At 63.7% G+C, this 22,549-nt stretch carries 16 protein-coding genes and 1 tRNA gene; 11 read left to right on the top strand and 6 right to left on the bottom strand.

The features are described from left to right. The 9 genes from MHM97_RS09160 to MHM97_RS09115 all read left to right on the top strand — a co-directional run. Positions 1–3,995: beta strand repeat-containing protein (locus MHM97_RS09160; protein WP_239322026.1), on the top strand; the 3,995-nt coding region annotated here is incomplete at its 5' end. Positions 3,996–4,100: 105 nt separating this feature from the next. Further along, positions 4,101–5,435, top strand: a complete 1,335-nt coding sequence (gene tssK, locus MHM97_RS09155) for a type VI secretion system baseplate subunit TssK (protein ID WP_239322024.1) — start codon at positions 4,101–4,103, stop codon at positions 5,433–5,435. Then, the gene (icmH, locus tag MHM97_RS09150) at positions 5,435–7,015 is read left to right on the top strand and encodes a type IVB secretion system protein IcmH/DotU (RefSeq protein WP_305037468.1); all 1,581 of its coding nucleotides are present in this window, start codon (positions 5,435–5,437) and stop codon (positions 7,013–7,015) included. The genes tssK and icmH overlap by 1 nt, the downstream gene beginning before the upstream one ends. Position 7,016: 1 nt before the next feature. After that, on the top strand, positions 7,017–10,649 hold the full coding sequence (tssM, locus tag MHM97_RS09140) for a type VI secretion system membrane subunit TssM (RefSeq protein WP_239322022.1): 3,633 nt from the start codon (positions 7,017–7,019) through the stop codon (positions 10,647–10,649). 5 nt (positions 10,650–10,654) lie between these two features. Next, a complete protein-coding gene (gene tagF / locus MHM97_RS09135; protein ID WP_239322020.1) occupies positions 10,655–11,332 on the top strand; it encodes a type VI secretion system-associated protein TagF in 678 nt (225 codons plus the stop codon). Between the two features lie 11 nt (positions 11,333–11,343). After that, positions 11,344–12,114 (top strand): PP2C family protein-serine/threonine phosphatase, encoded by a 771-nt coding sequence (locus MHM97_RS09130; protein WP_239322018.1) that lies wholly within the window; start codon positions 11,344–11,346, stop codon positions 12,112–12,114. Further along, entirely contained in the window at positions 12,111–14,252 is a 2,142-nt protein-coding gene (locus MHM97_RS09125; protein WP_239322017.1) for a serine/threonine-protein kinase, read from the top strand. Before MHM97_RS09130 ends, MHM97_RS09125 begins: the two co-directional genes overlap by 4 nt. A 175-nt stretch (positions 14,253–14,427) precedes the next feature. Beyond that, complete coding sequence (locus MHM97_RS09120; RefSeq protein WP_239322015.1) at positions 14,428–15,009, top strand: histidine phosphatase family protein; 582 nt, start codon at positions 14,428–14,430, stop codon at positions 15,007–15,009. A 78-nt stretch (positions 15,010–15,087) separates the two neighbouring features. Continuing rightward, positions 15,088–15,163: transfer RNA gene (locus tag MHM97_RS09115), tRNA-Val, on the top strand. A gap of 620 nt (positions 15,164–15,783) precedes the next feature. Here MHM97_RS09115 and MHM97_RS09110 read toward each other — a convergent pair. From MHM97_RS09110 to MHM97_RS09085, 6 genes are all read right to left on the bottom strand, one after another. Next, the gene (locus MHM97_RS09110) at positions 15,784–17,169 is read right to left on the bottom strand and encodes an MATE family efflux transporter (protein WP_239322013.1); all 1,386 of its coding nucleotides are present in this window, start codon (positions 17,167–17,169) and stop codon (positions 15,784–15,786) included. Then, complete coding sequence (locus MHM97_RS09105; RefSeq protein ID WP_239322011.1) at positions 17,166–17,693, bottom strand: AAA family ATPase; 528 nt, start codon at positions 17,691–17,693, stop codon at positions 17,166–17,168. Before MHM97_RS09105 ends, MHM97_RS09110 begins: the two co-directional genes overlap by 4 nt. 49 nt (positions 17,694–17,742) lie before the next feature. Beyond that, complete coding sequence (locus MHM97_RS09100) at positions 17,743–18,372, bottom strand: hypothetical protein (RefSeq protein ID WP_239322009.1); 630 nt, start codon at positions 18,370–18,372, stop codon at positions 17,743–17,745. 68 nt (positions 18,373–18,440) lie between these two features. Then, entirely contained in the window at positions 18,441–18,845 is a 405-nt protein-coding gene (locus tag MHM97_RS09095) for a DUF6326 family protein (RefSeq protein ID WP_239322007.1), read from the bottom strand. 32 nt (positions 18,846–18,877) lie between these two features. Beyond that, a complete protein-coding gene (locus tag MHM97_RS09090; RefSeq protein WP_239322005.1) occupies positions 18,878–19,558 on the bottom strand; it encodes a DUF2306 domain-containing protein in 681 nt (226 codons plus the stop codon). 64 nt (positions 19,559–19,622) lie between these two features. Then, a complete protein-coding gene (locus MHM97_RS09085) occupies positions 19,623–20,006 on the bottom strand; it encodes a VOC family protein (RefSeq protein WP_239322003.1) in 384 nt (127 codons plus the stop codon). A 114-nt stretch (positions 20,007–20,120) separates the two neighbouring features. Between MHM97_RS09085 and MHM97_RS09080 the strand changes: the two genes are divergently transcribed. Continuing rightward, positions 20,121–21,044, top strand: a complete 924-nt coding sequence (locus MHM97_RS09080) for a LysR family transcriptional regulator (protein ID WP_239322001.1) — start codon at positions 20,121–20,123, stop codon at positions 21,042–21,044. Positions 21,045–21,896: 852 nt separating this feature from the next. Then, entirely contained in the window at positions 21,897–22,385 is a 489-nt protein-coding gene (locus MHM97_RS09075) for a DUF2938 domain-containing protein (RefSeq protein ID WP_239321999.1), read from the top strand. Positions 22,386–22,549: the final 164 nt, after the last annotated feature.

Genomic DNA, 22,549 nt, shown 5'->3' with positions numbered 1-22,549 from the left:
CCACCACGGTCTCGGGCGGCACGCTGACCAATGATGGCGACGGCGACTTGCAGGGCGACGTGACGGTGGCCTCCGGCGGCGCGCTTGCGACCAGCGGCACGGCCGGGTCGGTGGACAACAGCGGCGACGTGACCGTCTCGGGCGGCACTGTGGCGGATCTGGACAACCTGTCGGGCGGCGACGTGACTGTCTCTGGCGGCACGGTGGCCGATCTGGACAATGACGGTGAGGCCACCCTATCCGGCGGTACTTTAACTCAGGTCCGCAATACCGGCAGTGCCACGCTGACCGTATCGGGCGGAACCGTGTATGAGGTGGTGAACGGCGCCACAATGTCGATGTCCGACGGCTCCGTGACGGAGCTGAGCAATAGTGGCGGCAGCGCCAGCATTTCGGATGGCACCGTGGGAAGCATTGACAACAACGGCGGAGCTACGCTGGTGGTTGGTGCGGATGCCTCCGTGTCGACGGTTGCGAACACCGGGAGCAGCACGGTAACAAGCGCCGGTACCATCGGCAGCCTGACCACGAGCGGCAGCGGGGTAATCACCAATACGGGCAACATCACCGGCACAGTCGGCCTGACCGGCAGTTCGCAAATGGACAACGACGGTGGTGTGATCGGCGGCGATGTCACGGTTGTGGGGAGCGGGACGCTGACCAACAGCGGCACCATTCAGGGCACAATCTCGGGCGCCGGTGCCAATACGATCACCAACAGCGGTGTCGTGGTCGACGCGGTGACCGTGTCCTCCGACACCACCTTCACCACCAGCGGCACCGCCGGGACCGTGACCAACCACGGCAGCACCCATGTGACAGATGGCAATGTGTCGGATCTGGAGAATAGCACCGACGGCACGCTGGAGATTGCGTCCGGCGCGACTGTTGCGACCGTGACCAATGCGGGCAGCGGCACCAGCGCGGGCGCTATTGGCAGCTTGACCAACACCGGCGGCAGCTTCACCACCAGCGGGGATGTGACCGGCACCACCACGGTGTCGGGCGGCTCTGTCACCAATGACGGTGGCAGCTTTCAGGGCGATGTCACCGTGGCGGATGGGGCAACGCTGGTGACCAGCGGCACCGCCGGCACGGTCAGCAATGCGGGCAGCACCTCGGTCACGGGCGGATCGGTGGATGATCTCGACAACAGCACCAGCGGCACGGTGTCGGTGTCCGCGGGCGCCAGCGTCGCAAGCCTGAGCAATGCGGGCACGGGGTCGAGCGCGGGCGAGGTGGGGACGCTGACGCAGACCGCCGGCAGCTTTACAAACACCGGCGATGTCACCGGCACCACCACAATCACCGGCGGCACCGTGAGCAACGATGGCGGCGACCTGCAAGGCGCGGTGAGCGTGGCCGCGGGCGCGACGCTGGAGACCAGCGGCAGCGCCGATGAAGTGACCAGCGCGGGCACCGTCGCGATCAATGGCGGAACGGTTGCGGAGCTGACCAACAGTGGCGCGGTGACAATTGCCGCCGCAGGAACGCTTGGCGCGCTGACGACCTCTGCCGGCAGCGTCGACAACAGCGGCGCCATCAGCGGTGACGTGGCCATTGCCGGTGGCACGGTGACCAGCAGCGGCTCCATTGGTGGCGCGGTGACGCTGAGCGGCGGATCGCTGGAGACGAGCGGCAGTATCGGCGGGGCGCTGACCAATACCGCCTCTCTGGTCTCGACCGGGTCCATCGGCGGCGATCTGGTGAACCAGGGCAGCGCGACGGCAAGCCTGAGCGGCAGCCTCAGCGGCACCCTGAGCACCGCGGACAGCGCCGCCGTGACCATCTCCGGGGATCTGAGCGGGCTGGCGGGGATCACCCACGACAGTTCCGAGGATTTTGTCGTCGAGGGCGGCACGACGGTCCTGGCGGCGGATGCCTCCGTTGCCAACGCGGGGACCTTTGTCATCTCCGGGGCCAGCCTGAACGGATCCGGCACCGGCAGTTTTGTCAATGCCGCCTCCGCCAGCCTGAGCGTCGGCAGCGGCGGCGGGTTGGGGCTGGACCTCAGCAATTCCGGCAGCGTCGAGGTCGTCGCGGGCGGCACCGTGACCGGCACGATCACCAACGCGTCGGGCGCGACGCTGGATCTGGACGGCAGCGTCGGCGGCGACGTCAGCAACGCCGGCGTCATGGCGCTGGCGGGCGACATCAGCGGCGGGCTGTCCAATACCGGGACCCTGACCGTGGATGGCACCGCCGAGGTGGGCGGTCAGTTCAGCAACACCGGCACGCTGACGGTGAGCGGAAGCCTTGCCCATGGCGTGTTCAACAATACCGGCAGCGATAGCGCCGAGGGCACGCCGATCTGGTCTGCGGAGATGGCCGTTTCGGACGCGGTGTTGCAGGTCGCCAGCAGCGGTGCGCTGACCTCGGGCACCCTGAACAACGCCTCCACGCTCGGGCTCAACGACGGGGCCAGCGTCACATCGGCGGTGGTCAACAGCGGCACCATCTTTGCCGATGGCAGCGTCACCGGGGCCGGCAGCTTGACCCATGAGACCGGCGCCATCATCGACCTGGCGGATGGCGACAGCGATGATGTGTTCACGGTGACCGGCGATGCGGTCCTGAACGGCACCTTCGAGGTCGACATCGTTCTGGAGGGCGAGGAGCTGACCGGAGACCAGATCGCGGTTGCGGGGGCGGTTTCGGGCCATGCAACCTTTAACCTCAACCTGTCGGATGATGATCCGAACGACCTGCTCGGCAGTGTCGATGTGCTGACCTATGGCAGCGGGGCGCTGGACAGTGTGACGGTGAACGGCCTGCCCAATTCCGGTGCGGCGGTGTTTGCGCTGGTGAACAATACCGACACCGGATCCTATCAGCTGCAGAGCGGCGCCAACCCGGCGATCGGCGGCCTGGCCACGGGGCTGGCGCTGACGCAATCGCTGATCGGCAGCGTTGTGAACCGCCCCACCAGCCCCTTTGTCACCGGGCTTGCGGTGCCGGGGGAGGAGCCTTGCGGGTTCGGCACCTGGAGCCGCGCCACCGGCGGTACGGCCACCGCGTCGGGGTCGTCGGAAACCGCGTTGGGCACCTATGAAAGCGAACTGTCGGCGGATTATCACGGCTTGCAGATCGGTGCGGATTACTCCTGCTTCGGCGGCGCCTTCAACGGCTGGGATCTGAGCTTTGGCGGCATCCTGGGCTACAACGGTGGCAGCACCAACCAGCCGGTCTACTTCTTCGATGCCAGCACCGGCGAAGTGAACACCGACATCCTGACCAGCACCAACCGCACCAGCTTTACCCAGACCTACGGCAGCGCCTATATCGCGGCATCGCGCAGCTTTGCCGACAGCGGGCGGGTGTTGTTTGCGGACCTGCAGGTGCGCACCGACAAGACCGGGTTCGATCTGGACAACACGGTGAACGGGGCGGCGCTGGATGCGGTGCGCACCCTCAGCGATGATCCGACCCTGACCCTCGAAGACCTCAGCTTTGGCGTCCGGGATCAGTCCTATGACAGCACCGGCGTGACCATTGGCGGCTCTGCCGGTCTGTCGATCCCGATCAACGAAGCCAAGGATCTGCGCATCGTGCCGACGCTGGGCTTCTCGCTGGCCAATATTGAGACCGACACGCTGTTCTTCGACAATGGCGAGCTGGAAATCGAGGAGATCGAAAGCCGCGTCGGGTTTGCCGGGCTGACCATCGCCAAGACCAAGATCGCCCCCTCCGGCACCGCGGCCTTCAACTATTTCGCCACGGCGACGGTCTATCACGATTTCGGATCACCGGCGGTGTCGAACTTCTACCTCTATGACAGCGACACCGGAGAACGGAACGGCGAGGTCCTGAGCAGCACCAGCAGCAACCTGGGCACCTATGGGGAATTGAGCGTGGGGATGAACTTTACCAAGATCCTTCAGGCCGGCAGCGCCTTGCCCGCCCGGCAGCTCGATACATCGGTCCGCCTCGACAGCCGGTTCAGCGATAAGCTGGACAGCTGGGGCCTGACGGCGCAGGTGCGGCTTCAGTTCTAGAATAATCCACCACAACGTGTTGACCGCAGGGAGGGAGGCCTTAAAGGTTGTATCGTTTCCACAAGGGGCTGCGGTCCTTGTACTACAGAAGCGATTGAACAGCATATGTCGAATTTCAGCAAAGTCGCGTGGAAAGAAGGTCTCTTTCTTCAGCCACATCATCTTCAGCAGGCGGACCGGTATCTGGAGCACCAGCTGCGCGAACGGACCGCAACCATTTCGCCCTATCCCTGGGGGGTGAGCGAGCTGCGGTTTGATCGCGACCTGGCGCAGCAGGGCAAGATCGGATTGCGCGCGGTGGCGGGGATCATGCCCGACGGCATGGCCTTTGACGCGCCAGGGTCGGTGCCGCTGCCGGTGCCGGTGGCCGTGCCCGAGGACGAGGCGCAGGGGCTGGAGGTGTGGCTGACGCTGCCCGACGCCAGTGTCAGCGGTCTCGATGTGTCGCCCGCGGCGGCCGATGCGGCGACGCGCTACGTGCTGGATGCGGAAACGGTGGTCAACAATGCCTCTGCCAGCCGCTCGGAACATCTGGTGGAAATCGCCCAGCCGCGGCTGGAACTGGTGCTGCGCAAGACGCCGCGCCCCGGTTATCAGAACATCCGGCTGGGGCGGATCATCGAGATGCGCGACGGCATCGTCACCCTCGATGAGACGGTGCCGCCGGTGGGTCTGGTGACCCGGGTGCATCCCGCCTATGAAGGCTACCTGAGCCGGGTGATCGGCTGGATGGAGGCCAAGCTGGACACGCTCGCGCGCTTTGCCTCCGATCCCAGTTCCGGCGGCGGCATGCAGGCCACCGACTATCTGATGCTGATGGTGCTGAACCGGGAATTGCCGGTGCTGCGGCATTTGCAGGGGCTGGCCAATCTGCATCCCGAACGCCTGTATGAAAAACTGCTGGCGCTGGCGGGCGAATTGTCGACCTTTGACAATGGCGCGCGCAAAGCGCCGGACTATGCGCGCTACGATCACCACGCCAGCCGCGATGCCTTTACCGCGCTGGTGCAGGACATCCAGCAATTGCTGGCACGGGACGTGGGCCGGGCGGTGCGCCTGCCGCTCAACGAGGTGCGCGCCAATTCCTATGCCGCGCTGGTCAACGATCGCAGCCTCTTTGCCAAGGCGACATTTGTAATCGAAGTGTCCTCGGGGTTGCCTCTGACGCAGGTCCAGCAAGAGTTCCCGCGGCTGTGCAAGGTGGGTCCTTCCACCGCGATGAAGCAGATCGTCAGCAACAACCTGCCGGGCATCGGCCTGGTGCATCTGCCCAATCCGCCGCGCCAGATCCGGGTGGTGTCGACCAGCGTCTATTTCCTGTTGGACAAATCCACCGAGCTGTGGCGGGAGTTTTCCACCGCGCCGGCGATCGGCATGCATTTTGCCGGCAACTGGCCTGACATGAAACTGGAATGCTGGGCCGTGCCGGAGGGTGCCTGATGTCGGATGATGACGACAAGACAGTCTTTGGCCAGCCGATTTCCCCGGTCTCTCCGCCGCAGCCGGGCGCGCCTCAGCCACCGGAGAAAACCGTGTTTGGCCAGCCGGTGCCGCCGCAGCCGCCGGGCGGAGGGTATGCGCCTGCGGCGCAGCCGCCGGCCGATGACACCTGGCATCGCGGCCCCCTAGCGCCGCAACCCTCCCCGGCGGCCCCGGCACCGCCGCCGGCACAGCCGCGACCCCCGGTGCAGCAGCCCTACTACGCGCCCGGCACCGGCCAGGCGGCGGGCAATGGCATCTTTCCCGAGATCGGTCAGGCGGCCCAGCCGCAGGCCGCCCAGCAACAGCCCCGGATTGCGCTTGCCGATGCGTTGAAGGCGCGGGGCAGCGGCGCGGGGCAGTCCTCCAACCCGCTGATTGCGGCCGCCGCGGATCTGCTGGTGCTGCTTGGTCGGCTGCGCACCGGGCTGGTCGAGATGCAGGCCGGACCGCTGATCGACCATGTCACCCGCGAAATCGACGGGTTCGAACGCCGCGCCCAGGACGCGGGCCTGCCGGCGCAGGACGTGATGGATGCCAAATACGCGCTATCGGCCACGGCGGATGACATCGTGCAGAACCTGCCCGGTGCCAATCGGGGCATGTGGCAGGAATATTCGATGGCGGCGCGGTTCTTCGGCGACCGGTCCTCGGGCGTGGGGTTCTTTCAGAAGATGGACGAAGCCATGCGTGCGCCCGGCCAGCGGTTTCACCTGCTGGAGCTGATGCTCACCTGCCTGTCGCTGGGGTTCGAGGGCCAGTATCGCGCCATGCCCAACGGGGCGGTGGACTGCGCCCGTATCCGCACCGCGATCTACGAGACCCTGCGCCGGGTTCAACCCCGCCCCGACGATGACATCTCGCCGCGCTGGAGCGCCGTGCCGATGGGCGGGCGCCGCAACCAGGGCAAGCTGCCGCTGTGGATCGTGCTCAGCCTCGGGGCGGTGATGGTGACGGGCATGTTTGCCACCCTGTCGACGGTGCTGACACAGCAGAGCACGCAGGTCCGGGACGGCATCCTGGCGCTGCATCGCGGCCAGCCCAGCATTGCCATCGAACGCACCCAGCCGGTGGTGCGCCCCTACGAGCCGCCCCCGAGCACCCAGATGGAGCGTCTCACCGGCGCCTTGCAGGACGAGCTGGAAACCGGCCAGATCGAGCTGGACCGCACCAATGACTGGGTGCTGATCCGGGTCAGCGAGGCGCTGCGGTTCCGCTCCGGGTCCGAAGAGCTGACCAGCGACATCTCGGCGCTGGTGGGCGCGGCGGCCCGGGCGCTGGACGAAGAACGCGGCCCGGTGCGGGTCGTCGGCCATACCGACAGCGTGCCGATGTCCGGCCGGGGCCGGTTCAAGACCAACGAACAGCTGTCCGAGGCGCGCGCCCAGACCGTTGCCGACCTGTTGGCGCAGGACCTCGCCAACCCCGACCGGATTTCGGTCGAGGGCAAGGGCGCGGTTGATCCGATCGCCGACAATTCCACCCGCGAAGGACGCGCCCGCAACCGGCGCGTCGAAATCCTGATCCCGAGAGAGAACTGACATGTACGGGCTCATCAATCTGTTTAGCCGGATGTTCCGCTGGATGAAAAAGCCCTGGGCGCGGGTGGTCTTTGCCATTCTGGGCGTGGTGGCGCTGGTGGCCGCGATCTGGTTCGGCCTGCCGATGACCGGCTTTGCGCTGGCGGCGACGATCTGGTTCCGGCTGACGCTGATCGGCCTGTTCCTGGGCATTCTGGCTCTGGTCTACGGGCTGCGCTGGCGCCGCCGCCGCCGCCGCGCGCAGGAGCTGGAAGACAGCCTGTTGCACGAACCGGTGGGCGATGCCTCGGTGCTGGCGGAACGCATGCAGGAGGCGCTTGCCAAGCTGAAGAAAGCGGGCGGCAAGAACTATCTCTACGATCTGCCGTGGTATGTCATCATCGGCCCGCCGGCAGCGGGCAAGACCACCGCGCTGACAAATGCCGGGATCGAGTTTCCGGGGCAGGAGGCGCTGCCCGACAAGGCGCAGGGCTTTGGCGGTACCCGCAACTGCGATTTCTGGTTTGCCGAGGATGCGGTGCTGATCGACACTGCCGGGCGCTATACCATGCACGACAGCGATGCGGCGGCGGACAAGGCCAGCTGGGACGCCTTCCTCGGCCTGTTGAAAAAGGGCCGCCCGGATCAGCCGGTGAACGGCGTGATCCTTGCGTTCTCGATCGAGGACATGATGGCAGGCTCCAGCGAGAGCATTGCCGCCCACGCCGCCACCGTGCGGGCGCGGCTGGCAGAGATCCACGAGGTCTTGCGCATCGACTTCCCGGTCTATGTGCTGTTCACCAAGGCCGATCTGGTGGCGGGCTTCCGCGAGTATTTCTCCAGCTTCAGCCAGAGCCGGCGCAAGGCCGCCTGGGGGGTGACCTTCCAGACCAAGGACCGCCAGCTTGAGACCTACAAACAGGCGGGGACGGAATATGACCAGCTGCTGAGCCGGCTGTCGGACGAGGTCATCGACCGCATGAACGAGGAACCGGACGGGGCCAGCCGCATCGCGATCTTTGGCCTGCCGGGGCAGATGGGCATGCTGCGCGACAACATCTGCGAGTTCCTGCGGGTGGTGTTCGAGCCGACCCGCTACAAGACCAATGCGATCCTGCGCGGGTTCTATTTCACCTCCGGCACCCAGGAGGGCACGCCGGTCGATCAAGTGCTGGGCGAGATGTCCCGCAACAGCGACAGTTCCGGCATGTTCCAGCCCGCCTTCATGTCGGGCAAGGGCAAATCGTTCTTCCTGCATGATCTGATCAAGAAGGTGATCTTTGAAGAGCGCGACTGGGTCGGCTACGACCGGGTCGCGATGCGGCGCACGGCGGTGCTGCGCAGTGCTGCGCTGATCTCCATCGTGCTGGCGACGCTCGGCTCCGTCAGCGCCTTTGGCTACAGCTACTGGCAGAACGCGACCCTGACCCGGAGCGCGGAACAGGATGCGGTGGCGTTCTTTGACGCGGCGCGCAATGAGCTGTCGCGCTCGGTGATCAATGACAGCGACCCGTCGGTGGTGATGCCCTATCTGCAGGACCTGCGCGACATGACCACCGGCTATGGCGATACGCAGGAGCCCGGCTTTTGGGAAGGACTGGGCCTGTCGCGGTATCAGGAACTGGCGGGCGCAACCCGCCGGGCCTATTCCGACGGGCTGGAGCGGATGCTGCGCCCGCGCCTGATCCTGCACATGGAAAACGCCATCCCGCAGTTGATCGCGGATGAGGAAACCGCCGAGGTCTATCGCGCGCTCAAGGTCTATCTGCTGCTCGGCGGCGAGGGGCAGGGGGACCACGCCGCCAATGATGCCGCCGTTGTCAGCTATTTCGAGACCCTCTGGCGCGGCCAGTTCAACGCCACCGGCCAGTTCGACGAGCGCGCTCAGCTGAAGGCGCATCTGACCGCGATGCTGGAAATGGACGGCGACCGGCGGCCGGAAATCGGGATCGACCCGGAAATCCTGCGCAAGGCGCGCGAGGTGATCGTCAACCTGCCGCTGGCGGATCAGGCCTATGCCTCGATCAAGGAACGTGCGGCGACGTCCGGCATTGCCGATTTCAACCTGGCCGAACGTCTGTCCGGGCAGGTGGATCAGGTGCTGGAGACCACCGATGGCACGCCGCTGGCCTCCGTCGGGGTGCCGGCGCTTTACACCTTCGAAGGCTACTGGGGGTTCTTCCTGGAAGAGCTGACATCGGCCCGCAGCCGCCTGCGCGAGGATCAATGGGTGCTGGGCGAGGCCGCAACGCGGGTCAGCTATGACACCCAGCTGGCCGGGCTGGAGGGCGAATTGCACCGGATGTACCGGCTGGAGTTCACCGCCGCCTGGAAGGAGATGCTGTCGCGCATTGCGCTTTCGGACATGTCCGAAGATCCGCCGCAATACGCGGCCCTGGCGGCGGCGGCCTCGCCGGTGGCTTCGCCGCTTTTGAACCTCGTGCAGGCGATCGAGGCCGAGACCCGTCTGGTGCGGCTCTACGATCAGCTCGAAAACCTCGATCCGGCGGCTGTGGCGGCCTCCGGCGGCGATCTCAGCGCCAATATGGGCGATGCGGTGTTCAGCCGGATCTACAGCCAGTCCGGCGTGTTCCAGCGGGTCGCGATGGACAGTTTCCGCAACAGCAGCAAGGTGCAGACCCAGGCCGGGGCCGCGGGCCAGGCCCATGGCGAGGATCTGCAACGGCGCCAGGTGGAGCGGATTTCCAACGATTTTGCTCAGTGGCACAGCCTGCTGAACGGAGAGCCGGGACAGCGGCCGATCGACATCGTGCTCGCCTCGCTGGGGGATCTGCGGGAAAATCGCCGGCAGGCCGCCGTGGCGCCGACCCCGGCGGATGAGGTGATGCTGAACGAGACGCTGCTGGCGCTGACCATGAACAACACCGCGCTGCCCGAACCGCTGGCGCGGCTGCTGAACGAGGCGGAAACCGAGTTCCGCTCCGAGGCGCAGGATGCCTCCATGGCGCAGTTGAACCGGGCGCTCAACGATGATGTCAGCCAGTTCTGCCGCGACTTCATCGCGCCGCTCTATCCCTTTGGGGGCGGGCGGCATGTGTCGCCCGCGGTGTTTGGCCAGTTCTTCGGTCCCGGCGGGCGGATGGATCGCTATTACAGCTCCTATCTGCAACCGCATGTGATCCGCACCCCGGAGGGGCTGCGTCCGGCGCCGGGCAGCGCCATCGGCCAGCGCCTGTCGCCGCAGGCCCTGCGCCAGTTCGACAATGCCCAGGCGATCCAGCTGGCGTTCTTTGCCACTGGCGCGCCGGAACCGGAGGTGGGCATGTCGGTGATCCACACCGATTCCTCGCCCTCGGTCGAATTGGCGGTGCTGTCGGTCAATGGCGCTTCGGTGCGCACGCAACCGGGCAGCAGCCCGGCGGCCCTGTCCTGGCCCGGGCAGTCCTCGGGCGTGTCGGTGCAGCTGTTCCCCGAGAAACGGCAGCGCCAGTCGACGCTCAGCTTTGCCGAGGGGCGCTGGGACATTGTCAGTTTCCTGCGGCGTGGACGCGCCCGGGTGACCGGCAACGTGGTGGACGTGCGCCACGAGATCGGCGGCCGCTCGATCAACTACCGGATCGAGTTCGACAGCACCACGGTGCCCTTCCTGATGCCGGAGCTGGCGGATTTCGCCTGCCCGGTGACGCTGGAGTAACGGTGATGACAGCAGAGATCGGCCTCTTTGGGAAACATCCGGGCTATGGAGATTTCCTGCGCGCCAATGTGGACCCTGCGGTCGGCGACCATCTGGAGACCTGGCTTGACCGGGCGCTGTCCGACATCCGCGACCAGCAGGGGCAGGCCTGGCCGACCTTCTGGCAGCAGGCGCAGGATCTGCGGTTCTGGATCGGGCGCGGGGTGCTGGGCCGCAGCCTGATGGGGGTGATGCGCTGTTCTCGTGACCGGGGGGGGCGGCGCTACCCGCTGGTGCTGATCGCGCAGGGGGCGGCGGTTCCGGCGCCGGTGCGCGATGGCGATCAGGCCCCCTATGCAGCGCTGACGGCGCATTTTTCCGCCATGCAGCCCGGGCAGGGCGGTGCCGCGCTGCTGGACGGGTTGCAGTTGCAACTGCCGCGCGAGGCCGAGGCCGAGGCCCGGATCGGCGATACGCTCTGGGCGCATCAGCCCAACGGCGATCTGGCGGCGCTGCTGGATGCGGCGCGCGGGGCGGATGCGGAGCGGGCGCTGCTCACACGCAGCTACTGGTGGTCGCCGGCGACCGAGACCCGGGCTGCGATCTGGCTCGGCTGTGCGGGCTTGCCCAGCACCGCGGCGCTGCACTGGCTGCTGGCCGGCACGCCGCTTGCGACCGGGCTTCCAACCGGGGAGGAGGCGTGATGGAGGGAGACATGGCCCTTGGGTTCGAGACCGGGCAGGCCACCGATGTGGGCTGCCGGCGCCAGATCAACGAGGATGCGTTGCTGGCGCGGCCGGATCTCGGGATGTGGGTGGTGGCGGATGGCATGGGCGGCCATGCGGCCGGGGATTTTGCCAGCCAGACCATCGTTGCGCAGCTTGATACGGTGGGTTGTGCGGTCTCGACCGAAGACCTGCTGGCCCGCAGCCTGGAGCGGTTGCAACGGGCCAACGACATGATCCGCACCCGCAGTGGCGAGCTGGGCGGCAGCACCGTTGGCGCCACCGTGGTGGCGGTGCTGGCGCATGGTCCGACCTTTGCCTGTCTCTGGGCTGGTGACAGCCGGGTTTATCTCTTTCGAAAGGGTCAGCTGGTACAGCAGACCCGGGATCACACGGAGGTAAACGCATTGCTGGCAGCCGGCACCATCACCCAGGCGGAGGCGGACACCTGGCCACGCAAAAATGTGATCACCCGTGCCATCGGAGTGGACGCCGCAGTGGCTTGCGATCAGGTGCAGGGCACTCTAGAGCAGGATGACGTGCTGCTCTTGTGCTCGGACGGTTTGACCGAACATTTGCAAGACCATGAAATTGCAGCCTGTCTGGGTAATTTGCCGCCGCAGCAGGCCTGTGATGCGCTGATCCGCGAAACCCTGGCCCGGGGGGCACGGGACAATGTGACGGTGGTGGCTGTCAGATGCGCGCCGCCCTTTGACGGGGCGCGCGCCAGTGAGGACGATATCTTGGATGATCTCGCATGACTGAGTCGGAAAGCCCGCGCGGAGGCGCAGAACGGCAGGCGTCTGACGCGGATGAAGACCGCACCAGACTGATCTCTCCCGAAGAGGCGCTGAAGCGTCCGCGTGAGGGCTCGGCGCGACCCGGTCCGCTGCCCGATCAGCAACCTGCGGCGGAGGCGGAGCAACACTCCTCCGCGCCGACGGAAATCGCCCCCTCCGCAGCTGAGGCCGCCCCAGCGGACCCCTCGCACGCGACCCCGGACCAAGCAACTCCGGCCCCCGCAGCCCCGACCGGTGGCGCCCAGACCGAACTGGCGGCAGGCACGGTCATTAACAACAACTACCGCATTCAGACCGCCCTCAAGAGTGGCGGCATGGGAGAGGTCTATCGCGGCGTCGAGGTCGGCACCGAAGACCCGGTGGCGATCAAGGCCATTCGCCCGGACCTCATCCGCGATGCGCAGGCCAGCGACATGTTCCGGCGCGAGGCACGCACGCTGCGGCTGCTGCATGATGATGCCATCGTGCGGTACTACAATTACGTGCATGACCGGGACCTGGACCGCTATTTCCTGGTGATGGAGTTCATCGACGGCATCCCGCTGTCGGATCACATCCGCCAGTACGGCGCCTTGCCGGTCGATGCCGGGCGTACCCTGCTGACCCGACTGGCCAAGGGGCTGGCCAAGGCCCATGCCAAGGGCGTGGTGCACCGCGACCTGTCGCCGGACAACGTGATGCTGGCCAGCGGCATCATCAGCGAGGCGCGGCTGATCGATTTCGGCATCGCCAAATCGCAGACCATTGCCGAAGGCACCATCGCCGGTCAGTTCGCGGGCAAGTTCAAATATGTCGCCCCGGAACAGCTTGGCCATTTTGGTGGCGAAATGGGGCCTGCGGTCGACATCTACGGGCTGGCCCTGCTGATGGCGGCGGCCCTGCGCGGCAAGCCGCTCGACATGGGCGGCTCCATCGTCGAGGCCGTGGAGGCGCGGCGTTCGATTCCCGACCTGAGCCAGGTCCCGGCAGAGTTCCGCCCCTTGCTGTCGCATATGCTGGAGCCGGATCCGAAACAGCGGCCCGGCACCATGCGCGATGTGCTGCACCTGCTGGACAACCCGGCTGCGCTGCCGGTGCATTACTATCAGGACGGGTTTGCCCCGCATGAGGTGACCCAGGGCAATCGCGGCTCGGCCTCGCCACTGTCGCTGCCGCCGCAACCCTCGCTGGCGAACCTTCAGGTGCCCAACACGGCACGCCCGGCGCATATCCCCAGTTTCCCGCCCGCCCAGCCGTCAGCGCCGCCGCCGCAACCGGTGCGCGAAACACGCGGCAGCGGCGGGCTGCTGTGGGGGCTGTTCGCCTGTCTCGCCCTGGCGGGCGGTGGGGGCTGGTACGGCTGGCAGGCAGGCTGGATACCGGGAGGTGCCGGCGCTGATCTGGCCGCACAGACGGGTCCTGACGCCAGCCCGCCCGAAGGCGAGCTGCCCATGATCAACACCGACACCCGAGAGGGGTATCTGGCCATGTTCGACACCGGCCCGTGCAGCCTGTCGACGCGCCTGTCCGCCGGACGCAATGCCGGGCGGATCGAAACCTATGCCGCCAGCGACGGCGGCTTCGAGGGGCTGCCGGTGGCCTATGAAGAACGCTTTGGCGCGCGTCCGTCGCTGCTTCACCGGGTGGTGTCCCCCGATCAATGCGCAGCCGTCGATTTTGCCCGCAGCCTTCAGGGACGCTGGCCCGATCCGGTCAGCATGTCGCTCTCTGCCGATCAGGCCGCCAGCGGAGATGCCTTGCAGGCCCGGCTGCGCAGCCAGCCCGGGCAATCGCTGTGGACGGTGCTCATCACGCCGACCGGCGGGGTGTACAACCTGACGCAGCGGCTCAAGGGCGGCAGCAACGGAGCCTATACGCTTGATTTCGGACTGACCCTGTCGTCGGAGGCGGAGGCTGCCCCCCAGCTGGTGCTGGCGGTTGCCAGCGACACGCCGCTTGCGCGTGCGGCGATCCTGCGGGACGGCGCGCAGGCGGCCAAGGTGCTGCCGGACATCCTGCAGGAGATCCGCGACAAGGGCACCGCTGCCAGTGCCGCGCTCGCCTATGTGTTGCTGTCTCCGGCAGAGACTGGACAAGACGGCGATGAAGCCGAAAACTGAGTGCCAGTGCCAGTGCCAGTGCCAGTGCAACGCGCAATAGCGCCTCTGCGGGACGGGTGATCGCTCGCAAGCACAGCGTGATACAGTCGACCCGTTTGGGACGAGTGGCGCTGGCTGGCACTACGCTGCGCAGGCCGACCGGGGCAGGGCGGCTGACAGATGAGGACGATTTTTGATGAACGACTTTCCCAAGATCTGGTTTCTGCGCCATGGTGAAACCGAATGGAATGCCGAGGGCCGAATCCAAGGGCAGCTGGAGTCGGATCTGACAGAGGCAGGCCTGCAACAGGCCCGCCGCCAGGCGGAACTGATCGACACGGTTCTTGATGCCGAAACGGTGCAAACACCTGCTATCGTCTCGCCGCTGCGGCGGGCCCAGCAGACGGCGCGTATCGCGCTTGGGGGGCGGCGGTTTGTCACCGATGCGCGTCTGGCCGAGGTGCAGGCCGGTGTGTTTCAGGGGCTGACCCGCCACGACATCGCGCAGCGCTATCCGCAGATCCACGCGCGGGCGGAAACCAATCTCGACCTGTTCTGCTCGGCACCGGAGGGCGAGGGCTATGGAGGCCTGCATGCCCGGGTTCTGGACCTGCTGCGCGCGCTCGAAGCGCCCACCGTGCTGGTCGCCCACGGCCTCTGGGGGCAGGTGTTGCGCGGGATAATCTGTGGTCTTGATTACGAGGAGATGGCGGCGCTGCCCAATGAGCAGGGCTGCATCTACGTGCTCGATAAGGGCGCGGAAACGGTGCTGCGATAGGCAGTGTCGTAATTTCCGAAAAAACCCGCTATAGCCCTCTTGCACTTTCTCTGCGCTTTGACTAAATCCCCGCTCACCGGGTCGTTAGCTCAGTTGGTAGAGCGCTTCGTTTACACCGAAGATGTCGGGAGTTCGAGCCTCTCACGACCCACCATTCTGCCCCGAAAACACGTCAAATAGTCGCGCGGACGCAGCTTGTATTGTGTGCAAGTTTCCCATTTTGCGCAGCGGGTTTCCCAAAACCAGGTAACAGTAGCACGGACTCGGTGTTGGTTTGTTCCGTGATCGCATGCCGTGCGTAGTGCTCTGACATTCGCTTGGATCGGTGGCCGAGCATCGACCGGACGCGCTCAATGCCGCCGTAAAACTCGGGCGACTTCGCCACCGCATTGGCGATCAACGTTGCATTGGTCGTGCGGCAGCCCTGAAATGTCTGTCGTGGTTCAACGGCATGGAGATTGAGGGGGACCCGCTCTTTCTTCCATGATGCCCCAAAGCCGCTACCCCGAGGCGCCTCTCTGGAACTCTTCAAGATCGGCACACTCGGATCTACGCGGTTTCTTTCTCGCATCCACTCGTTATGTTCTTACGCTTCACTGCACGCCACAATTTGCGCGCCCGTGTAGGGAACGGTTCTTCGCCCAAATATCCTCTATTTCTTTATGCAGATACACCTGCGAGCGCGGACGCTGCACAAAGAAAAAGACATTCATACGTTCTTTCTAGAGTATTGTTTTGGTCTGAAGGGCATCTGTGTCAATAAACGGTTCTGGATCAGTTGGTTTCGGAGATTGTGGGACTGATACTGGAAGTGGATAGGTGCAGGCGTTGTCGGACAAGGATCACACCAACCAACCCCAAGAGCAGGAGATCGCCAGCCGCCCAGGCCAGCCACACTCCAACTTCGCCCGTGACCAAGGGCAGTAGAAAAATCAGGGGGATCACAAACAGATAAGGTTTGGATAGACCGAGCAACAGTGACGTTCGCGCATCCCCGATGGCCTGTAAGTGAGCGCCAATGACAATCAATGGGCCAGTGAGAAAGAACGTTAGAAACGCAAGCGGCAGGATGGCGCTTAGTTCTGCGACGACCGACGGATCCGAAACGAATGCAAATCCGATCTCTTCCCTGAAATGGATCAAGCATGCTTGCAAGGTCACAGCAAAGACAAACGCCGAGCAAAGTGCAAAACGTAGGCTTATGATCACGCGATCATGGAGGTTTGCGCCATAATTGTTTCCTGTGATCGATTGCATCGCCTGGCTCAGCCCCAAAAGAGGCACGAACACGAATATCTGCAAACGCGTAATGATGCCGTAGGCAGAGACAGTTGTTGCGTAATCTCTCACGGCCAAGTGTTGCACCATCGCAATGATCGCCACTGATGCGATGGAAACGCTCAACAGACCCAGGCTCTGCGAAGCGCCAAGCGCAAAGATGTTACGCCATGCTGTAAACAGACGACCATCGAGCGCGTCGGAAATGCGCAGGCGAGTACTTTTGGAGAGCCCCCAAACATAGACGATCACCAGACCAATGGTCTGGGCGGCCGCCGTTCCAAGTGCAGCCCCCGCGACTCCAAGGCCGAGACTGACGATAAAGACGTAGTTGAACACGATATTCGCCAAAGAAACGAACAGGCTCATCATCGTCATGAAGCGGATGCGCCCTTGGTTTTGCAGCGCCCTGGCGTGAAGCGAAAGCAGGAAGGCAGGAAGAGCGGTTGAGACGGTGATCTGCAGATAGGGTATGGCAAGTCTCGCCAGGTCGTCGTCGCCTTTGGCCGCCATTTGCACAGCGGCTTCGCCGAACAAGGCAAAAAGCAGCACGAGACCTGCGCAAAGAGCCGAGGATAAACCGGTTGCGCCAGCGAAAAGGTCGCGCGCTTTTTCCAAAGCGCCTGCGCCCAGATGCCGAGCCATCACGCTGGACATGCCCGCCGAAACCAGTGTTGAGAGGGCCGCAACCCCCATGTAGAATGGGAAGATCAGCGTGACGGCTGCAAGCGCCTCGGGCCCGACGAAACGGCCGAGAAACCAAGCATCTGCGATACTGATGAAACCGTGCACCGCCAATAGTAGGATGATCGGCAAGGCGGTGCGGGCGTAGAGCGCCCCCATGCCAAGGGTCAGAAAAGGGTTCTTCGGCGTCTCCGTCATGAACAAGACACCTCGGACCCTTCTCCCGTGCCGTCGTCAAGATAGTGGCGAACGGTGAAGCCTTCGTCTGCAACAGGCGCTGCGAAATGGCCGGTCACGACGCGAAACTGTTCGTCGGTCACCGCGAACGGGTGATTACCGGCGGCGTTTCTTGCATGCAGCCTCGACAGGCACACATCGTCTGAGACGTCGAGGAAATGCAGGACGTGGGGTACGCTGGCAGCCTCGGCGATGGCTTTCAGCCATCTGCGCTGATCGCGCGTGTTTGCATGAAAGTCGAGCACGACGGAGACACCCGTCTCTAGCACCGAGATGACATGCGGCCGCACAATGTCCCGTAGCTTGGCGGAGCATCGTACGTAATCCTTCAGGGTCTGCATCTGATCGGCAAAGAGGGTCTTGAGCCAGATGTCTTCCGAAATCCGGATCGTTCCCGGTTGCGCGGCGAGCCTCTCCGCAAGGGTCGATTTTCCTGCAGCAACCTTTCCACAAAGCAGGTGCAGCGTTGGCGTATTCACGGTCATGTGCATGAGTTCCGAGTGTTTGGGTATCCGTTTGGCCAATGAGATGGGATCAAAGCGGGGGAGCAAGAAGGCGCTCCATCCAATCGCGGAGCCAGGCCTCTAGACCGAGCTGATCGGCGATGAGAAACAACGTTGGTACCGGCGCGACTGCGACCGCCGCGCAGAGGAGAAACTCTTTGAACGCAAGGGTTCGGCTATAGCCAACGGCCATCGCGATACCGCCACCGCCCCCCACGACCGTGTTGCCCGGCATATTGATCATGGCAATGAGAGACAGCCCCCGGAATCGCAGAATGCGCCGCAGGATTGGCCGGTCGCGAAACCTCTCGTGTAGAATGGCGATTGCAGGCGTGGGTTCCATGGCGTCGTCCTTGACGTTGCTGCGCCGGTACACATGCGCCTGTCGCCCCGCGGTGAACGCGATGGTCAGGCCCAGGATGGTTGCTACATAGACCGGCAGCGCCATGGAGGGTCCCAAGACAAGCAGGATGGCGAGGCCCATTTCGGCGCTTGGTACAAACGGGATTGCCAGCAACAGGACGTAGCCCAGCAAAAGGATCCAGGTTATTGATGCTGATGGCGTGCCGGTTTTGAACTCTGCCATGACCGTGGAAGGCAGCTCCAGCCAGCGGAGTAAGAGGCATACCGCACCCCCCACCAGGAATGCCAAGCCGATCACGCAAAAACGTCTTATCACGAGGGGTGCTTTGCCTGTCCGAGTGGTGGGCGCGGCAGGGGCGAGGCAGGTCATGACTGAACTTGTTTGTTTGCCGTGCCAAGTGACGCCCAAGCGATCCACGAAATTGAAGCCAGCGCAAGGAATGCGAGCGAGAAGTGCAGTACGTCGTCGAGGTCGGTCGGCGGCGCTAGGATCGCTGGGCCGGCCGTGAACACCACCGCAACAGCGGTCGCCGGACGAAGCCAGCGTGGCTCAAGCAGAAGCGACAGGAGGACCATTGAAATCGGCACAAGCGCCAAAAAACCACCAAGCAGCATCAACTCATCTGTGATCAGCGTGCCGTCGTAGTATCCGGTCAGGAGCATCTCGAGGTGCGATTTCAGAACGAACTGGTGAATGTCGCGAAAGATGATGTTCAGCAGGATGAACAGCCAGAGCGATGACAGCAGCGTGTGAGGATCGAGTTTGCGCATATCGGTATCTTCGTAATCTGGGTCTGAGGGCGTCAGGCTTGGGACGATGCCCGACGCGAGACGGCCACAGGAAATGTGCGAGTCGCCGAGGTGCGGCGGATCAAGAACTCCGCGGCCACGAGGTTGGCCCCCCACGCCGCGATCATGATCAGATCCCGCACGAGACCAAGTGGCTCGACACCGGATAGTGCCATAGCCATGATGAGGAGCATCGTTTGTGTCGAGGCCCCCTGGCCGATGGCGTAGGACCGAAGCATTGCGGCGCGGTGTCCTGCGACATTGCGGGCGCGGATCGCGAGCACCGCCCAGACAAGGGACGCAAACATAGCAAGGCTCAGAAAGACGCGTGCCCAATAGAGCAGGGGACCCTGGAGCGCTTGGGGGAAGACGTAGGACACAGTCATCCAAAGCCCGGTCAACGCGCTGATTGAGCCGGTTGCCACCACGATGCGGCCAAGGCTTCTGTGAAAGGCGGGGCGGGTCCGCCGTAAGCTCGGCAGAAACTGCACCGCGCCGGCAAGACAGAAGATCGAGCTTGCCAGGATGTGGAGGATGATCGGAACCGGGGCGATGACCGCGCGCGGATTGGGTGGCACAAGCGGTGGCGCGCCCAAAAGTTCGGGTATCCGGACAAGGGCCAGGACTGCCGGAATGAAAGAGTAGACGAGCACGATCGCTAGAAATACCCATTCGGATTTGGTGAGGCTGCGCATTATCGGATACCGGTTGTGTTGACGCGCGCTGTCGAAAGGAGGGCGCGAAAGGTGCGGAGCGAGGTCAGCGCGGACTGCTGATATCGACAATCGAGCCGTCCAAATCATGCAAAAGTACACGCATCTGGCCGTATGGCGTCAGGGTCGGCGTTTCAATGATCCTGGCGTCGAGAGCCGTCGCGCGTTCGAGAACGGCCTCGAGGTCAGCGACAACAAACGTCAGTACGACGCCTGAGGGAACCGCACGGCATGCGGCAGGCACTGTTTCATGATCTCGGCTTAGAATACCGAATTCGAAGCCCGGAAAGTCTGGGTGCGTCAGGAGGACGAACCAGTCGGAATCGAAATGACGGACGAGGCCGAGCAGTGTTTGGTAGAAGGTGGCGGCCTTGTCGGGGTCCCCGCTCAGGATGTTCGTGAATGCGCGGTACATCTTGCTGTCTTCCATGCGTTTCGCCCGGGATCGGCGCCAGAGTCGTTGGTTGGATTAATTTGGTAAGTGTGCCCATGCATCTGCGATTGGTCGATTGCCGAATACCGTTCATCTGCTATACGCAGGTGTATGAACTGGCAGGCGATCTCCTTTGACTGGAACCAAGTGCGCGCATTTCTTGCAACCGCCGAGAAGGGCTCATTCAGTGCTGCAGCCCGGGCTCTGAAGACGAGCCAACCGACAATCGGCCGACAGATCGGTGCATTGGAAGATGCGCTTGGCGTGACGCTCGTCGAACGCAGTGTGCGCGGTTTGAAGCTGACCGAAGCTGGTCGCAACCTTCTTGGCCATGTGCGTGCCATGGGCGAAGCGGCGACCCTGATCTCGATGGTGGCCGATGGCAGCTCTCAGGAGATCACGGGAGAAGTCACGGTGACCGGTACAGATTTGCTGTCAACATTTGTACTGCCAGGTGTGCTCTTGCCACTGCGGGAGGCAGCACCTGGGGTTCGTGTTCGTATTCTTCCATCGAGCGAGCAGAAAAATTTGGCAGAACGCGACGCTGACATCGCAATCCGTCACATCCGGCCAGATCAGCCGGACCTAATTGCAAGGCACCTTGGCGATTTTCGCGCCAACCTGTTTGCAACCTCGGCCTATCTTGATCGGGTGGGGCGTCCAGAGCGGTTGCGCGACATTGCCGACTTCGATTTCGTCGGCAACGCAGACCCCGAACGCCTGATGGCACCGCTGCACAACATGGGCATACCGGTGCGCCCCGAGAGCTTTGTCATGTCCAGCGCGAATGGTGTCGTGGCGTGGGAATTGCTGAAGGCCGGATATGGTGTGTCGATGCAGCCCGAAGCGCTCGCCGATGCGGAACCGACTCTTGAAAGGGTTATTGCTGATTTCCCGACGCTAAAGTTTCCGATCTGGCTCGTCACGCACCGGGAACTGCAAACGAGCCGGCGTATCCGCATCGTGTTCGACACCTTGGCGCGAGGGCTCGCGGAACGCCTGGCGAGACAAAGGCCGTCGGGCCTTTCGTCCTAAACACTCTCTCCTAGCGATGGCGTTGAATAGGTGGAGCTCGTTGGTGGTGGAGGTCTGCAGCCCATAGTGTGACCAGAAGATGAGGTCACTGAAGGAGGCGGGAAAGGGTAACCGTCACGGGGGTGGAGCCGAGCCAGACGATGACGCCTGCGGCCAGGACGAGGGCGGTACCCAGTTCCAGAACGAATTCCTGTGGGGGCTGCTTATCCCTTTTTGTTAACCGTCTACAGGCTCTGTCTGGCAAGGCGCGACCAGTTCACCCAATGGCCTTGCAGGTGAGTGTGGCGGGCATCCGGAGATGCTTGCTCGTCCTACAAGGAGGCCGACAGGATCTGGTGCATGGAAGGGCCGAATTTCTAGCGTGCGGCGCGGCGTCTCAATTGGTGGCAACGTTCCTTCGATGCGTCGTTTGCCCGGCGTTGCATTTCGTTCCTCGAAGCTTGGCCGTCGCAGCCTGATCTAAGCGGTGTACCTCATACCTGTCAGGTCATCGCCATGCGCGGGCGGTATGTTATGAGGTGCTCTCAGCGTCGGGATTGCCTCAGTTCACGACCCGATGCACGCGACAGTGAGGGTATGAAACCAGTCAAAGTCGGCCCCCTCACGAGGCTTTTGTTTTGCTTCGTGTACGAAACTGGACCGAAGCATAAACTGATACCTGTAACCAAACATAGATACCACGCTGGCAAGGAGGCAATGACCCGATAGGTTCAGCTTGGTGAAATTTCCGAGGTTTCATGCATTGGTGTATAGCTGATGTGTGAAACTGGGCAATCGACCAATCAGCAGCGCATATGCTTCTTTCACGCAACAGGGGTCTAGTACCTGAGTGTTATGAACTGAGGCAAAACCATGCAGAGCCTTTTCTTGGATGTGCTCGTGATTGGCTGCGGCGCTACATTGGTCATGGATACCGTGGCTTTTATCCTGAAACGTGCCTTTGGCGTTCAACCACTGGACTATGGGCTTGTGGGCCGGTGGGTCCACTGTCAACTTCGCGGCAAGGGGGCGCCGCGCCCGATCTCACAAGTCCCACCTTTCCGGTACGAGAGGTCCTTCGGGTGGTTTCTGCACTACCTTATCGGTGTCGTGTTCGCCCTTGTGTTTTTGACGTTGATGGGTCCCGGATGGGCGGCAACGCCAAGCTTGCTACCGGCATTGATCTTCGGCGCGCTCACAGTCGCTGCGCCATTCTTCATCCTGCAGCCCGCGTTCGGTGCGGGCGTTGCCGCACGTCGTACACCCAAGCCGGGTCTCGCACGCGCGAAGAGCCTTATGGCTCACTTAAGCTTCGGGGCAGGGATCTGGCTAGCGGCGGTGCTTTGGGCATCGCTCAAGTGACGGATCGAGCGGCACTTGCTTCTAGGTGCTCCTGCGCCCGGTGTATTGTTCGCCTCGAAATGGTGAGGGAATGTTGATTATCAACCCCTACAAGCCAGTCGATGCAGCCGCTCTGACGGAGCTCCAGTATGGGGGTGTCCACTCCACTGAGGCGCGAAACGAGG

The organism is Epibacterium sp. Ofav1-8 (assembly GCF_022348185.1).
In the GTDB taxonomy this organism is placed as follows: Bacteria; Pseudomonadota; Alphaproteobacteria; order Rhodobacterales; family Rhodobacteraceae; genus Epibacterium.
Note: the sequence above shows the minus strand (reverse complement) of the source record. Positions and strands in the feature narration are given on the sequence as shown.

Coding starts and splice junctions, on each gene's coding strand:
- tssK (WP_239322024.1), top strand. CDS start 4,101: ATGTCGAATTTCAGCAAAGTCGCGTGGAAAGAAGGTCTCTTTCTTCAG.
- icmH (WP_305037468.1), top strand. CDS start 5,435: ATGTCGGATGATGACGACAAGACAGTCTTTGGCCAGCCGATTTCCCCG.
- tssM (WP_239322022.1), top strand. CDS start 7,017: ATGTACGGGCTCATCAATCTGTTTAGCCGGATGTTCCGCTGGATGAAA.
- tagF (WP_239322020.1), top strand. CDS start 10,655: ATGACAGCAGAGATCGGCCTCTTTGGGAAACATCCGGGCTATGGAGAT.
- MHM97_RS09130 (WP_239322018.1), top strand. CDS start 11,344: ATGGCCCTTGGGTTCGAGACCGGGCAGGCCACCGATGTGGGCTGCCGG.
- MHM97_RS09125 (WP_239322017.1), top strand. CDS start 12,111: ATGACTGAGTCGGAAAGCCCGCGCGGAGGCGCAGAACGGCAGGCGTCT.
- MHM97_RS09120 (WP_239322015.1), top strand. CDS start 14,428: ATGAACGACTTTCCCAAGATCTGGTTTCTGCGCCATGGTGAAACCGAA.
- MHM97_RS09110 (WP_239322013.1), bottom strand. CDS start 17,169: ATGACGGAGACGCCGAAGAACCCTTTTCTGACCCTTGGCATGGGGGCG.
- MHM97_RS09105 (WP_239322011.1), bottom strand. CDS start 17,693: ATGACCGTGAATACGCCAACGCTGCACCTGCTTTGTGGAAAGGTTGCT.
- MHM97_RS09095 (WP_239322007.1), bottom strand. CDS start 18,845: ATGCGCAAACTCGATCCTCACACGCTGCTGTCATCGCTCTGGCTGTTC.
- MHM97_RS09090 (WP_239322005.1), bottom strand. CDS start 19,558: ATGCGCAGCCTCACCAAATCCGAATGGGTATTTCTAGCGATCGTGCTC.
- MHM97_RS09085 (WP_239322003.1), bottom strand. CDS start 20,006: ATGGAAGACAGCAAGATGTACCGCGCATTCACGAACATCCTGAGCGGG.
- MHM97_RS09080 (WP_239322001.1), top strand. CDS start 20,121: ATGAACTGGCAGGCGATCTCCTTTGACTGGAACCAAGTGCGCGCATTT.
- MHM97_RS09075 (WP_239321999.1), top strand. CDS start 21,897: ATGCAGAGCCTTTTCTTGGATGTGCTCGTGATTGGCTGCGGCGCTACA.